At 35.1% G+C, this 14824-nt stretch carries 17 protein-coding genes, 2 pseudogenes and 1 riboswitch; of the genes and pseudogenes, 16 read left to right on the top strand and 3 right to left on the bottom strand.

The features are described from left to right. Window positions 1–120: 120 nt before the first annotated feature. The 4 genes from CYK55_RS07235 (at window position 121) to CYK55_RS07225 (ending at window position 2509) form a co-directional block, all read left to right on the top strand. Window positions 121–363, top strand: a complete 243-nt coding sequence (locus tag CYK55_RS07235; RefSeq protein WP_126134110.1) for a hypothetical protein — start codon at window positions 121–123, stop codon at window positions 361–363. A 94-nt stretch (window positions 364–457) separates the two neighbouring features. After that, a complete protein-coding gene (locus CYK55_RS13465) occupies window positions 458–634 on the top strand; it encodes a hypothetical protein (protein WP_161633739.1) in 177 nt (58 codons plus the stop codon). Window positions 635–673: 39 nt separating this feature from the next. After that, complete coding sequence (locus CYK55_RS07230) at window positions 674–925, top strand: LPXTG cell wall anchor domain-containing protein (protein WP_126134109.1); 252 nt, start codon at window positions 674–676, stop codon at window positions 923–925. A 147-nt stretch (window positions 926–1072) separates the two neighbouring features. Then, window positions 1073–2509, top strand: coding sequence for a helix-turn-helix domain-containing protein (locus CYK55_RS07225; protein ID WP_034688720.1), 1437 nt, complete (start codon window positions 1073–1075; stop codon window positions 2507–2509). A 73-nt stretch (window positions 2510–2582) separates the two neighbouring features. Here the strand turns inward: CYK55_RS07225 and CYK55_RS07220 are convergent, their stop codons facing one another. Together CYK55_RS07220 and CYK55_RS07215 are read right to left on the bottom strand one after the other, a co-directional pair. Next, window positions 2583–2798, bottom strand: a complete 216-nt coding sequence (locus CYK55_RS07220; protein ID WP_010735376.1) for a helix-turn-helix domain-containing protein — start codon at window positions 2796–2798, stop codon at window positions 2583–2585. Between the two features lie 8 nt (window positions 2799–2806). Next, on the bottom strand, window positions 2807–3280 hold the full coding sequence (locus CYK55_RS07215) for a DUF2975 domain-containing protein (protein WP_034688719.1): 474 nt from the start codon (window positions 3278–3280) through the stop codon (window positions 2807–2809). A 586-nt stretch (window positions 3281–3866) separates the two neighbouring features. Between CYK55_RS07215 and CYK55_RS13460 the strand changes: the two genes are divergently transcribed. From CYK55_RS13460 to CYK55_RS07165, 10 genes and pseudogenes are all read left to right on the top strand, one after another. Further along, window positions 3867–5150 (top strand): sensor histidine kinase, encoded by a 1284-nt coding sequence (locus tag CYK55_RS13460; protein ID WP_034688716.1) that lies wholly within the window; start codon window positions 3867–3869, stop codon window positions 5148–5150. Between the two features lie 2 nt (window positions 5151–5152). Continuing rightward, window positions 5153–5905, top strand: coding sequence for a LytR/AlgR family response regulator transcription factor (locus CYK55_RS07205; protein WP_126134108.1), 753 nt, complete (start codon window positions 5153–5155; stop codon window positions 5903–5905). Between the two features lie 101 nt (window positions 5906–6006). Beyond that, window positions 6007–6573 carry an accessory gene regulator B family protein gene (locus CYK55_RS07200; RefSeq protein ID WP_034688713.1) on the top strand — a complete coding sequence of 189 codons (567 nt, stop codon included), beginning with the start codon at window positions 6007–6009 and terminating at the stop codon, window positions 6571–6573. Between the two features lie 2 nt (window positions 6574–6575). After that, the gene (locus tag CYK55_RS07195; protein ID WP_034688711.1) at window positions 6576–6740 is read left to right on the top strand and encodes a cyclic lactone autoinducer peptide; all 165 of its coding nucleotides are present in this window, start codon (window positions 6576–6578) and stop codon (window positions 6738–6740) included. A gap of 695 nt (window positions 6741–7435) precedes the next feature. Further along, a complete protein-coding gene (gene amaP, locus CYK55_RS07190; RefSeq protein ID WP_034688710.1) occupies window positions 7436–8002 on the top strand; it encodes an alkaline shock response membrane anchor protein AmaP in 567 nt (188 codons plus the stop codon). Between the two features lie 12 nt (window positions 8003–8014). Continuing rightward, on the top strand, window positions 8015–8203 hold the full coding sequence (locus tag CYK55_RS07185; RefSeq protein ID WP_034688709.1) for a DUF2273 domain-containing protein: 189 nt from the start codon (window positions 8015–8017) through the stop codon (window positions 8201–8203). Between the two features lie 12 nt (window positions 8204–8215). Then, complete coding sequence (locus CYK55_RS07180) at window positions 8216–8770, top strand: Asp23/Gls24 family envelope stress response protein (protein ID WP_034688708.1); 555 nt, start codon at window positions 8216–8218, stop codon at window positions 8768–8770. Between the two features lie 34 nt (window positions 8771–8804). Continuing rightward, window positions 8805–9047: a GlsB/YeaQ/YmgE family stress response membrane protein gene (locus CYK55_RS07175; RefSeq protein ID WP_010735387.1), complete on the top strand. Its 243-nt coding sequence runs from the start codon at window positions 8805–8807 to the stop codon at window positions 9045–9047. Between the two features lie 553 nt (window positions 9048–9600). Next, a pseudogene (locus CYK55_RS07170) lies at window positions 9601–10371 on the top strand (ABC transporter ATP-binding protein); the annotation flags it as partial. Window positions 10372–10549: 178 nt separating this feature from the next. Further along, the gene (locus CYK55_RS07165) at window positions 10550–11140 is read left to right on the top strand and encodes a 5'-nucleotidase C-terminal domain-containing protein (protein ID WP_404830961.1); all 591 of its coding nucleotides are present in this window, start codon (window positions 10550–10552) and stop codon (window positions 11138–11140) included. A 73-nt stretch (window positions 11141–11213) separates the two neighbouring features. Here CYK55_RS07165 and CYK55_RS07160 read toward each other — a convergent pair whose 3' ends face one another. Beyond that, window positions 11214–11981, bottom strand: coding sequence for an ankyrin repeat domain-containing protein (locus CYK55_RS07160; RefSeq protein WP_034688707.1), 768 nt, complete (start codon window positions 11979–11981; stop codon window positions 11214–11216). Window positions 11982–12185: 204 nt separating this feature from the next. Between CYK55_RS07160 and CYK55_RS07155 the strand changes: the two are divergent. Both CYK55_RS07155 and CYK55_RS07150 read left to right on the top strand, forming a co-directional pair. Further along, window positions 12186–13417: pseudogene (locus CYK55_RS07155) on the top strand (lytic polysaccharide monooxygenase). A gap of 149 nt (window positions 13418–13566) precedes the next feature. Continuing rightward, window positions 13567–14181 (top strand): flavin reductase family protein, encoded by a 615-nt coding sequence (locus CYK55_RS07150; protein ID WP_034688706.1) that lies wholly within the window; start codon window positions 13567–13569, stop codon window positions 14179–14181. A gap of 163 nt (window positions 14182–14344) precedes the next feature. Further along, window positions 14345–14511, top strand: a riboswitch (M-box (ykoK) riboswitch). Window positions 14512–14824: the final 313 nt, after the last annotated feature.

The following is a 14824-nucleotide window of genomic DNA, read 5'->3' as shown; positions in this document are numbered from 1 at the left end:
GGTCTTTACCCGTTTAAAAATAGCACTACCTCAAGAAGAAGAATTCGAAATCCGCAGATTCCCATTTTCCCATTTTCTTACTGGGGACATTCCCAGTGAATAAATAATGGATGTTGGAGATTGGAGAGTAGCTCAACTAGTTTCATTGTCGATTTCTCTGGAACTGACATTGGCAGTATTCGCCTTACTCCAAAATCTGAGTCATTGATTCTGGAACATCAACAGAGTATTCCTGATCCAGAAAATTTTGTGGATGCCCACAATACGAGGGGAACGGTAGACTATGAATGGGTAACGCAATCTGATACAAGTCAATTAGAGGTAAGTAAAGCATTGAAATTAGAGTTAGTGATCAAACCGTAGACCTGCTGTCACGCTTCCTATTGAAATCGAAATAAAACCATTGATTTTTACGACCAATCCTCAAGTTACGATACGTCAAAATGATTCGAATCCTATGTCGCAAGAGCTATTTACGATCGCGGATGATGGCAGTTATCAACTTACGTGGATAAATACTATCAGTACCACTAATTTAGGCAATTTCATTTGGCATGCGAGAGTGCGTATCCAAGATGGCAGAGAAGCAACAGAAAGTATGGATGTGACGATTGTTCCAGATGAAGGAGTGTAGTTAGAATTGAATCCTGCGAGTGTTCAAGGAAGATACTCAGTGGACGAACAAGGTGCAGAAGATAAACCAGGTGCTAGCGAAGAGGGTGCTGGAAGTGAGAGCTGTGAAAATGGAGAAAGTGGACAAGATGACAGAAGTGATTTTGAAGCAACAGGAAACATGCCACAGACAAATGCCACTCGAAACACACTTCTCTCTGTGTTAGGGACTATGTTACTTGCCTTGTTTGGCGGTATCTTCTTCTGGGAAAAACGATCGACTAAAAAGTTGGAAGAAGAGTCCAATAAATAAAGTCATTTTTTATCCACTTTTTTATTCATAGTAGAAAAAATAGTTTTTAGAGAAGAAAAAAAACCTCTAAAATTAAATATGGGAAACACTCAAAAGGGGGAAGACCCAAATTTGAGTGTTTTTTATTTGTTTGTGAGGTGAATAGAAATGTTGAAGATTTTGTCAAAAAAATTAAAAAGACAATTGAAGTTACTGGAGTACTTATTTGAAGGCGATGCCTATCGCTTTAACGACTTAGAAAATTTACTTGGTTGTTCAGCCAAAACTTTAAGAAATGACTTGTTTGATATTCATTCTTATGCCAGCGATATCAAAATCCAAATGACTCGAGAAGAGGGGGTTAAAGCAACAATTCTACCTCATGTCACGGAAGATTATATCTATCAAGTGATCAAGCAAGAGTCGATTGAATATCGCTACTTAGAAGCTATTTTATTACATAAATTCAAGAATTATCTTGAATTAGCAGACTATTTATTTATTTCTGAAAGTACCTTGCGGCGAATTGTCGATAAAATCAATCCAATGTTACAGAGTTATGATCTGAAAGTACAAGCACTGATCAAACTTGTTGGAAACGATCAAGTCATTACTGAAATGACTGTTCAGTTCTTAATGGAAAAATATCATTATTTTGAAGATGCATTTCCTGCATCCTTTCGGTTGATTGTTACTCAACTTGCGCAGGATTTTGTTGAAGAAAACAGCTTGCAGCAAGGGCTGATTAGTTTGGAACCGCAAGAAGAAAAAATATTTCATTTTTGGATTGCTGGTCGAATATTATTGTTCCAAAATGATAAGGGGGTAGTTTCGGTTAGTAAAAAACAAAAGAAATTCAAGTACGAAATACTATCAAATAAACGTTTGCGTCTACCAAAGAGCAACGAATTGATTAATGAACACTTGGCAAGTTTTATATTCGATCAAGCATTTATTTTTCAATTATTCGACAGAGGTTCTTTGAATCAAAAAAATCCAATTCTATTTGCAATTGATAGTTTTATCAAAGAAGTGGAAGAAAAATATGGAATTGTGTGCGAAGATAAAAAAAAGATCTTTCGTAAAGCAACTATTTTATTGCAACAAAGCACGGTGCCTTTCTCTATAAGTTATCAAAAAAACTCTCTTTTTTTTAAAAATAGTCACTCAGAAATGAATAAAATCCAGCTTCGATTATGGAATAAGTTAAAATATTATGTACATACACATCATATCCTACTAAATGATTTCGAAGAATTTGCGACAACTATGTTTACAGAAATATTATTGTATTGGCCAGATTTAATAAAAAAATTCGAAGATAATAAGCAAGTTCGGGCGTTAGTTATCACCAATTCTACACTAAAATATGACGCCTATTTACTCAGTAAGCTAGACCAACAATTGGGTAATCATTTTGAATTTGTTGCTAGAAATAATCAAACCTTGTCCCAAGATTTGATCAATTATGAGAATTTTGATTGTATTATTTCAAATATTACGATTGATAAAACCTATAATATCCCTATATTTGGTATATCCGTCTTTCCAAAGGCAAGAGAGATCCATAATCTGATCAACTTTTATCAAGAATTATTGGCTTGATAACGAATAAAAAAATGCAAGTCCTCCAAATCTTGAGATTACGGGGCTTGCATTTTTATAACACCAAAAATATTTAGATTTCTTGATCTTTTTCAAAGACAAGAAGGTCTCCAGGCTGACAATTCAAAACTTCACAGATTTTATCTAATGTGGTGAAGCGAATCGCTTTCGCTTTTCCAGTTTTTAAAATAGAAAGATTAGCCATGGTAATACCCACTTTTTCACTTAATTCCGTTACTGACATTTTCCGCTTTGCTAACATTACGTCTAAATTAACAATGATCGCCATCTCACACCTCACACGGTCAATTCGTCATTTTTCTTCAAACGAATTGCTTCTTCCAATATTTTGATCAAGACATTCATTAATACTAATCCCGCAAAAGGTAAGAAAACTAGTGCAAGGCCTAATAGCATCAATCCAGGCGCGTCATCCGCATCTGCCATTTGATAGAATTTTGGTAAAATACCAAAAGTACTGAGTGATAAGAAAATCATTACTTTTCGGATATAGCTAACTAAACGATGTGAATGATCAGAAAATGTTTGGTCTTTAAAGATGATTGTTAATAATTTAAAAATGATACCGCCAATAATGATACCTGATAGTAGAGTTGTGAAAATGACTAAACTCAATAGGGTGGTTTGCCAATCTAAGGGGGCATTTGATTCTTTGGTCAGTAACTGAGTACCCAACAACAGACCAAAGAGTCCGAAAACAACACATATTCCGATAGTCGTTGTTTTTAAAAAGCGTGAATGATTTTTCATTTATTTAACCTCCTAATAGAATGTATATATTGATATTCAACTATAATATATCGTTTTTCGATAAAAAAATGGTTGAACGATTGCCTTTTCCGAAGAAAAGGCAATCTAACGAAGCATTGGTGTTACTTAAAACCTCTAAAGAGGCGATTACTCTATATTAACTCTTTCTCATTTAAACAATGTATTCCCTAACCACTAATACATCCTTGTAACCCTTTAGTTACGCCAGTGGGATTAAATTTCATAAAAACAAATTAAGATGTCGTATAACATATGATTCGCAATATATCTATTATAGCACAACATACAATTGATGTAAATAGACTATTACTTCCAGAAAAAATCCTTGGCTGCACCGAAAAAATGAAAAGTTCTACGCAGTTTATTAATCAACATGTAATCCAAAAGACTAGTGAAATGTGCTACAATCTTTTTTGGTGAAAAGGATTAAATCGTTTTTGTTATCGAAAGGTACATAAAATGAAGAAATTAGTCTTTGTCTAAGAGAAATGGGTAATGAAGCAATTCTTTGTTGTTTTTGGTTTGTTGTGCACGTGAGGACTTACTTAAATTAGGGGGATATTTTGTGAATTTAGACACGCTGGAAAGCTTGTTGATTGTCATCGTTCAAACGGCTTGCATCTTTTGGGTGACTAGCTATTTGGAAACGCATTTAAAAAATCGGTATTACGTCATTTTGTCAATCATTGGAATCATTTGCTATATGGCACTTTATTTTTTGATGAATTTTTTTGCAACTGCAGTTTTATGGGCTAGTTTATGTGCCGTAACCTATTACTTCCGGCGAAATATTTATATTGCGCTATTTATCCCTTCTGTCACATTCTGTTTATATATTTTTTCCGATTATATCATCAATTTTAGTTATACGATTCTTCATTTGGTTCTAAACATAAGATTAACTGTGATTCTAGGAACCCTTCTTTTTTTCTTCTTTGCATATATTTTCAAAACATGGTTATTAGAAAAGTGCTACAAAGATCTCTTGACGATGAAAATCAGCGGAATCATCGCAACAGCGACGATTTGTGTCTATTTTTGTCTGGTGGTCATTGAAAGATTTCCAAATTTGCGAATTTATTTGATCGATGCACATGAGCTATTCATGATATTGTATGGGCTGTTGTCAGCGATCATTTGTTTTTCTTTTATTTTCATAAAAAGAACGGAATATGAAAATAGAGAGCAAAAACGTCAAATGAGTTACTTGATCGAATACAGTGAACAAGCTGAAAAAAATTATTTAGAGATTCTAAAATTTAAACACGATTACAAAAATATTCTAATTTCATTGGAAGATTATATCGAAACTGAAGATCTAACAGGTCTAAAGGATTATTTTAGAAATAGTATCAAAGCGACCGGATCGATTTTTGACCAAGAAATTTTTAGGATGTCTTCGATTTCAAATATAAAAATTCGAGAAATCAAAAGTGTGATCATGAGTAAGTTATATATGGCACATGAGAAAGGAATCCATGTAAGCATTTCTGTTCCTGAGGTGGTCAATCATTTGGAAGTGTCAACGATGGTACTCGTAAGAATGCTGGGGATCATCTTGGACAATGCAATTGAAGCCTCAGAAGAAATTGAACATCCAGAAATTGAACTAGCAATCGTGGCAGACCATAAAGACTGTACATTTATGTTGATCAATAACTGTCCACATGATTTGCCTAAATTACATGATTTAAAGAAAGCAAGTTTTACGACAAAACCCGGTAATTCTGGGATAGGTTTGACAAATCTGGATGAGTTAGTCCGCTTGAATACAAATGTGTTTTTAGATACAAAGATCCAAAATAATAAGTTTATACAAATCATAACTATATGTGAGGTAGAGGGGTAACTATGTTAAAAATTTTTATTTGTGATGATGAAGAGATCCATCGTAACCGTATCACCAACATTATTAAAAATTACGTGATGATGATGGACTATGATATTGAGTTCCAACTAGCTGCAGATAACCCGTATGATATTTTATCCTACGTATCAACTAACAAAACAGAGGGTATCTATTTTTTAGATATCGACTTAAATTCAGATATCAATGGCGTGGAACTAGGAAAGCAGATCCGACAGTATGATCCAACAGCCAAAATCATTTTTGTTACGACCTATACCGATTTTGTCTATCTTACTTTTCTTTATAAGGTAGAGGCGTTGGATTATATAATCAAAGATAATGAAGAACAATTACAACAAAAAATCATCAGTTGTATCGATATTGCGATCGAACGATATATGAATACTGCGTTGTCTACCAGGGATCAGATCTGGCTAAAAAGCGGTGCCATCGATGTAAAATTATATGTTGATGAAATTCTCTTTTTTAGTTCAAGTCCAACACCACATAAATTGATTGTACACTTGGATAATCGCATGATTGAGTATGCAGGGAAAATCAAAGAAATCGAAAAATTAAATGATTCTTTGTGTCGGTGTCACCAATCGTTTGTCGTCAATTTGGCTAACATAGCAGAAATCAATAAAAAAAAGCGAAAAGTGATCATGACTAACGGGGAAGAATGTTTAGTCTCTACTAGATATTTAAAAAAATTAGCCACTCGCTTTGAAAATGAGTTTTCGCCCAAAGCATAAATGTATCGGTTTTGCGCTTTTGATAAAAAAAGAAACACTTTTGATAAAATAATCCATAGATTTGTAAAATAGGTATAATAAACTGCGAAGGAGCGTGAAAGATGACTGAAGAGTACATTTCAATAGAGGAAAAATTATCAAAGAAAATAAGTGGACATTTCGCTTCACAATTAGGACTTTCACCGATTGATCAAGCAAAGGTGGAATATGGGTTATCGATCCTATTTGTTGATCTGTTCAAGATGATCGTGATGTATGGGATTGCGTTTCTCTTACATACTGTGGGAGCAGTATTCATCACACACCTTGTATTCATCTCAGTTCGTTTTACGACAAAAGGATTTCATGCAAGTAACAGTGCAGTTTGTACAATACTTAGTGTGCTTTTCTTGGTTGTTTTGCCTTGGATCATTGCTTCGATTGGTTTTGAATCGACTCGTCCTGTGTTTGTTCTCGGAATTCTATTCGTTGGTTTAGGAATATTCGTAAAAGAGCGGACGATCAATCAAGCAAAAGAACCTTTCCAATTAAAAAAAACGGTTCTTATTATTTTGTTCATCACAACGATCGGCTTGCTTTTACCTAGTGACAATATTCGTACATATCTTTTGTCAGGTCTAGCAATTGCTACATTGTTGATGTTTATTAAAAATAAAGGGGTAGAGTAAATATGTTCACAAGTCTAAAAACAAAGAAATTACAAATGATGCAGGTTATTTCAACAATGGCGATTGCTATCGCAACTTACGCGATGGGAACGATCGGTGCAGATTGCACATTCGTTATCTACGAACCCAAAATGCCTGAAGCATTAAAAAATGAAATGAATAAATAAAAATAAACAAGCGATTTAGAAAAAATCTAAATCGCTTTTTATTTTTTTTATTCATACCCATTCATTTCTTTCGATAATTTTGTAGTAAGAGAATGAATAAAAAGAAAAACAATGATTCCCACAGAGTAGTTGTCCAACTAAATTCTTTAGACACCCCAAAAAATAGATTACCAGCATTGGAAACAAACAAGTAAATAATCGTTATTATAAATGCATATATGGTTTTTTTTAGCATATGACACCTCTTTCCAAGAGTAATAGTTTTACTAAATTGAATAACTATTATTCTACCATTTTTCTTTTACTTATTATAAAATATTTTAATGATTTTTGAAAAGGGTATCATCCTTTATAATAAAAGATTAAAACATTTGGTTTAAAAGTGGGAAATGATCGTTTCTTGCTGTATTTTGTCATTTTTATTTTTTTTTTTGTAATATAAATGAGCATTATCTTTGCAATTTTTAATCTTGAATACTATCCTTGTAGTATAGCCAGCAAGAAACAATAGAAGTTATATAATAATTGTTACTGTTATTTAAGATTTCTATACAGGAGGGAGTACCAAAGTTATTTTGAGCCTGTACTTTTTGGTAGCGCTTACTTTAAGTAGGTATTTCTATGGGTTCCTCAAGCGATATACTTGTTGGTCATGTGTTGAAAAATAAAAAAATAAGATACTTAGGAGGTGGAAAATGAATAAGGGGGTAAAGATCATCGGTGTAATTGTAAGCATAATTTTACTTTCAGTACTTTTGATCATCGCTCTAGTTAATGCACCATATATCTTACCTGAACAATTGGAACGTTTTCGCTTTTTTACGATAACAAATTATTATATGCAACAATTTATTTTCTGGGCTGCAGTCGTTTTTGCAATTGTTGTCGTTCTCATCTTATTATTTGTTCTTTTCTATCCAAAATCGAAAGGAACCTTCGTATTAAAGCACAAAGATGGAAAATTGACGTTGGATAAAAAAGCAATTGAAGGACTGACTCGTTCGTATCTACACGAAGAAGAGTTCATTCAATCACCAAAAGTCAAAGTACGATCAACAAAACAGAAAATCAATATTCATGTAAAAGGCGATTTAAAACGTACTTCTTCTCTTATTGGTAAAACAGAAATGTTGATGCAAGAAGTGAGAGATCAAGTTGCCAATGTCCTTGGTTCAGAACAAGAGATCAAAGTAGCTGTCAATTATAGTAGTTATCAAGAAGAAAAAGATTATGAAGACAAGCAGCACTCACGAGTAGAATAGGAGGGCACACAAATGAAAGAATTTTTTTCACTATATAAGCTCCCTATTATCTTTGGGGGTCTTGGCTTACTATTAGCCGTTTTATGGTTAACAGTTGGATTTTTTAAAACTCTTTTAATATTGATCATGACCGCTATTGGTGTGGGCCTTGGTTTTTATTTAAAAGAAACAAAATTATTAGATGAATATTTCAAATCATAGGAGGAATTTAATATGGAAAACAAAGATTTCAAAAACGTGAACACTACTACAGGTACAAATTCAGTTGTTGATACTACAGCAAAAGGTGAATTGACTTATGAAGACAAAGTCATTCAAAAAATCATTGGTTACGCATTGAAAGACGTTGACGGTTTGTTGACTCTTGATGGCGGATTTTTCTCAAACATTGCTGAGAAATTAGTCAATACAGATAACGTGACTGCTGGAATCAATGCAGAAGTTGGTAAAAAACAAGTAGCTGTTGATTTAGATGTAGTTGTTGAATATGGAAAAGATATCGAAAATATTTACGATCAAATCAAAGAATTGATCAGCACAGAAGTAAATGAAATGACTCATCTTGATGTGATCGAAGTTAACGTAAATGTTGTTGACATCAAAACACAAGCAGAATACGAAAAAGATCAAGAAACAGTACAAGACAAAGTAACTGATGCAGCAAAATCAACTGGTCAATTTGCTTCAAAACAAACTGACAAAGCAAAATCAGCTGTTGGCAAAGGTGCGCAAAAAGTAAAAGAAAATAATGAACCACGCGTACAATAAAGTTAATTTTATAGAATTTTAGGAGGAAACAATCATGGGATTTATTTGGTCATTAATCGTTGGTGGTATTATCGGAGCAATTGCAGGAGCAATCACAAATAAAGGTTCTTCAATGGGAATCATTGCGAATGTGATTGCAGGTCTAGTTGGATCAGCTATTGGTCAAGCACTTTTAGGTACTTGGGGTCCAGTGATCGGTGGAATGGCAATCGTACCATCACTTATCGGAGCAATCATTTTAGTATTGATCGTTTCATTCTTTGCACGTAAGCTTTAAGCAAAGGACACTTACTCAGATGTAATGATTTGAGATCAAAAAAGAGATCGACTAAACATTCTAACAGACCACAAAGAGTAGTTTTTATCCCTACTCTTTGTGGTCTGTTTGTTTGTCCATATTGTCGAATATCCATTTTTTGTCTTTTATAAATCGGTTAAGTAACTTGAACATGAAATTGTCCATAATAATAATATGCAAACTCTGTTATTTTGATATTAAAAAAATAAAAAAATGCTTAATCCATAGCGATCTTCGAGGTTTAACTGCTAGATAATTGTTATTTCTTGTCTTAACGTTAAAAGTTGCTATAGATAAGTTTTTTTTCTTTGTTATCCTTTTATTGAAATATTTTATGAAGAGTTTTCATAAGCATCATTTTATAACGTTGATTTCAATTTTTTATAATGAAACAAACAAAAAAACTAGGAGTTAAGAATATTTTCAAGATATTTACAAATAATATATGTAATCAAAATATTCGAACGTTAAGATGCAGATATGAAAGAAAACAACTGTCATAAAAAATATAAGGAAGAGCGGAGGGTCACTTATGATTAAGGTGATCGGATTACAGAAAACTTTTGATAATGGCTTTGAAGCATTGAAGAAAGTAGATTTTGCGATTGAAAGAGGAGAACTTGTTTGTCTTTTAGGTCCTAGTGGCTGTGGTAAATCAACAATGTTGAACCTCATCGCAGGACTATTACAACCGACAGATGGCGATATTCGTTTTAATGGACAGTCGGTCATAAAAACAGAACCTAAAGATCGTAATATTGGCTTTGTTTTTCAAAATTACGCGTTGTATCCACACATGACTGTCTTAGAGAACATCATGTTTTCTTTATTAGTTGGGGATAATAAAAAGAAAAAAGGGGAAGCAAAAGCGATTGCTGAAAAATATATGGATTTAACTAATATCAAAGAGTTGCAGAACAAGAAACCTGGAACTTTATCTGGTGGGCAACAACAACGAGTAGCCATCACGAGAGCCTTAGTACAAGAACCAGAAGTCTTATTATTGGATGAACCTTTAAGTAATCTCGATGCTCGACTACGCTTGAGGATCCGTGAAGAAATTCGCAGGTTAGTGAAAGAAGTGGGGATCACGACGATTTTTGTCACCCACGATCAAGAAGAAGCTCTATCGATCAGTGACAAAATCATCTTATTGGAAGATGGTAAGATACAACAAGATGATGATCCTCAAAATCTCTATTTAGAGCCGGAAAATTTATTCGTTGCGAAATTCATTGGTAATCCAATTATTAATTTTTTACCGATTGAAGTCGTCGATGTGCGGGTGAAACATGCGTCATTCAAAAAGTAAGATAACAAGTTTATCATCTTAGACCACTCGTGTAAACTTTATCCAATGAACGAGGCTTCTCCCAATCGTAGTGTTCTTGAACAAGTTGGACGAGTCTCAAAAGCCTTAGATGTGTGGCTAGACCAACCAGTAGGAGAAGTGCGGGGCCGATCTAGGGATTATTGATCCGATGGCAGCTAGAGTCAATGAGCATCCATATATTGAATTGATCAATCGAATACAGATGGATGCGACTGGAGCAGAGATTTCAGGAACAGCCTTATTCAATAATGAAGTGACTGGTTTGCCACAATCTGTTAGTATGCGTCATATTCTTACGAATTATATTTATCCGAATACTCTGGCTGTTGTACGAGTGACGGGACAAGAACTGAAAGCAGCACTCGAACAAACTGCTAGTTACTTAATGGCAACCGATGAAGGAATTACGTTTGATCCGAAGTATATTCACCCCAAACCTCAATATTATAACTATGATATGTATGAAGGTATCAATTACACAATTGATTTAAATCAACCCATCGGGCACCGTGTAACGCGCTTTGAGAAAGAAGGAGTACCGATTCCTTTAAATAAACCAATAGAAGTGGTGATCAATCAATATCGAGCAGTTGGTGGTGGAAATTATAAGATGTTTTCAGCGGAGAAGATCGTGAAAGAATATCTAATCGATATGACCGAATTGATTGCCGACTATTTCAAACGAAAAAAAGTGATAGATGCAAAAGTGAATCATAATTTCAACGTGATCGGCAAATAAAAATAGGATGAAAATCTCCCACAAATGCGTATACACCGCATTTGAGGGAGATTTTTCAGCGTTTATATTTATATTATGATTGAGACAGTTGTGCCAACAGCTCAGTATATCCCAATTCTCTTGCGTAATCTTCCGCAGTTTTCCCTTGATTGTCACGTAACGTTTTGTCTGCGCCATGATTCAACAGTTCTTGAACGATTTGTTGATAGATTTCAGAGCCATCACGTAAAGCAACTGCTTCAATCAACGCGGTATAACCATAATTATTTTGATGGTCGATGTCCACACGTGCGTCGGTTAACAGGAGTTTCACATTATCTAAATGCCCCTTTTCAGCTGCTGGAATCAAGGCGTTACCGCCAAAACGATTGACGATTGCTTGATTTGGTTCACGCTGTTCCAACATATAAGATAGAATCTCTGTTTTTCCTTGTGCTCCAGCGTAAAGGTAAGGGCTGTCTTGGATCGCATCTTGGATGTCGATTGACGCACCATGATCGATTAGAAGTTTGGCAATCTCGAAAAAATCATGATGGGTTGCCATCAGTAAAGGTGTCTCACCTTTGTCATTTTGTTCATCAATTGAATACTCTGTTTTTAAAATATCCTCTACTTTCATTCGATCGTTGTCTTCGACTGCGGCTAATAAACTGCCAGATGGGTAACTCATAAGCGATTCCTCCGTTTCCTCGATTAAATGCTTGGTTTCTTCAGTGGTTGCTTGGACGTCAGTAGAAGTAGTCCTTTTCGTTTGATCAGGAACAGTCATCTGCTGTGGCTCTTCACAACCCGTTAATGAAAACAATAAAACGGCAAAGGGCATAATCAGCCAAGCTTTCATAAATACTCCCCCTTTGTATCATCATATGATGAAGCAAACGATAGCGCAAATGAATGAACTTACACTAGCAAAAGCGTAAGGAGTTAATTGCTATTATAGTTAGATTTTTTTACAAATAATAAATTAGGCTCAAGTATTTTATTTGGAGCGAGTTTAGCAATTGGTGGGAATGAACCATCTGCACATGGATAGGTACAGTCTCCTATCAGTCGTGGGAACCAAGGACATTTAGACAGAGACACAAACTAGACTGCTGCTTTCCAAAAATATGGGGCGGTTATCAACGAACCTTAATCTTTAGAAGAATTAAAAGGATACCCACAAGCTGGACCAGCCGATGGACAAATTGCATCAGCAGGTGGTTCACTTGGTGATTTCAATCTTGATTAACAAACTTCACCACTTTGGACAAAATAATCGATCAAGGAGCAAACTTTTTTACATGGCGCTATACTGTTGGACATTCAACAACAAAATGGCATTATTACATGACAAAAGCAGATTGGAATCCAAACGATAAATTAGAACGTTCTGATTTTGAATTGAGCGGTACGATCAACCATAATGTAACACTAGCAACAACGACACCACACGCGATCAACGTACCAAGTGATCGTTTAGGTTACCATGTGATTTTAGCTGTTTGGGATGTAGCGGATACAGCTAATGCATTCTACAACGTGATTGATGTTGATGTAAAAAGTGATTCAGCTATTCCTGTGAAACCTCAAGCCCCTCAAAATATACGTGCTGAAAACGTGACTGCTTCTTCTGTAGAATTAGCATGGAATGGTCAAGCCAATACTGTATCATACAACGTTTACTGTGACGGTGAATTAGTTGGCAATACAAATGATCCGGAATTTAAAGACGCAGGACTAAATGAAGAAACAACCTACAACTATGCGATCGAAGCAGTTAGTCAAACTGGATTGACATCTGACAAAACAGCAAGTTCAGTAACAACTAGAGCGACAACTGCTGAAGAAAAACCAACTGCTCCTAAAAACTTACATTCAATGGGTGAAACGACTTCAAGCGTGTCATTGATGTGGGGAGCTTCAACCCATACACAAGGTATCAAACAATATGATATCTATCGTAATGGTCAGTTAGTGGCTTCAACGCCATCTACTAGCTACACAGATGAAAACTTGGCTTCTGGCACAACCTACTCATACGTGGTACGTGCAATCAGTACAACAGACGAAGTTTCAGATGCAAGTAACACTTTATCAGTGACAACGAAACAAGGTGAAACAATCAAAGGAATCCGTGAATGGAGAGTAGGTTCAATGGCTTCACCAGAACGTTATTCTATGAATGAAGAAGTAAGACACAATGGAAGAGTCTACATCACTATTGTTCCACATTTCAACTTTGGTGATGTTGCTTGGGCACCTGACCAAGCACCAACATTATTCCGCTTGAAATAATCAAATTCACACTCCGTGCATTTGACTGAACTGCGTGTTTTTGTATGAAGAAAAATAATCGTAAGAATGTTTAGTTGACAATGCTTCAGGTTGTCCGATACCATGACTATCATCAGGAATGATCATTCAACCAGAAAGTAGGAAAGCAAATGTTCAAACGAGTACCTTCAGAGTTAACAGAAAGAGAAAATTATAAACTATTGATTGGTTCAGTTATCCCTCGCCCGGTGGCAGTGGTTGCGACAAGATCTTCAAAAGGAGTGACCAATGTAGCACCATTTAGTTACTTCAATATCGTCAGTTCCAATCCGCCGATACTTTCTTTAGCTATCCAAAGAAAAAATGGAGAGTGGAAAGATACAGCTAAACATCTTATCGATACAAAAGAGGCCGTGCTCCATGTTCTAGACGAAAGAATACTTGTAGATGCGAATCAGACAGCTGCTAGCTTACCAAACGAAGAAAGTGAATTGTCGTTGACCTCTTTCACTACTTCCGAATCCGATACGATCAGCGTCCCAAGGATCAATGAAGCAAGTATTGCCTTTGAAACGACACTATACCAACATGTGCCGATCAAAAAAGGCCAAGAAACAACCGCTGATTTATTTTTACTGCAAATTTCTACTTATCAAATAAGTGAAGCTGTTTATGATGAACAAACAGGCTATATCGATCCGAAACAGTTACAACCAATCAGCCGCTTAGCAGGAAACGACTACGGTAAATTAGGTGAGATCATTCGCTTGTTACGTCCGGAATAAATATCCGGCTGATAACGCAGTTTTTTCTAGTGTAAAAATGATTTAAGAATCAAACGTTAGCTCTACATTTATTAAATAAAGTTTAATTTAGTTATTTTAATCTTTTTTTTATTGATTATCAATGGGAAGAGGAATATGATAAATTTTGTGAAAATCAAATAAGTACTAACCTTGTTAGGTGAGGCTCCTATACAAACATAGGCTATTGCCCAGAAACGTCGAAAGACGCCAATGGGTCAAACAGGAATTGTCGGATTAAGGCTTTTTCCAATAGCTAAGAATACGTTCTTTACGTTGTATAGTGCTAAAACTCGGACGATGAGATGATGCTAGGTCAGAAATCTTGTTCGAAAAGGTTTCTGACCTTTTCTTATGCTTTCTTTTCCTTTTTTGCTCGCTTTGCCTAACTTGTGTCTGGACAAGAAAGGGGATGCGCTGGAACAAGCTATTTGATTTTATCAATAAAGGTATTCGTCTCACTCCAAAGAATACCGAACGAAATAAAACAGAGAGACAAACAAAAAAGGTCGACGAGTTGCAGCTCAATCGACCCAAAGACATGTAAGAGAATAAACTCTTTACTTGATTCATCATAATAGACAAAGGTCCTCGTTTCAAGTAGAAGAGTTTGAAAGGAAGAGGC

It is taken from the genome of Enterococcus mundtii (assembly GCF_003957375.1).
Lineage (GTDB): Bacteria > Bacillota > Bacilli > Lactobacillales > Enterococcaceae > Enterococcus_B > Enterococcus_B spodopteracolus.
The sequence above is the reverse complement of the archived record's forward strand: the minus strand, read 5'-3'. Positions and strand labels throughout refer to the sequence as shown.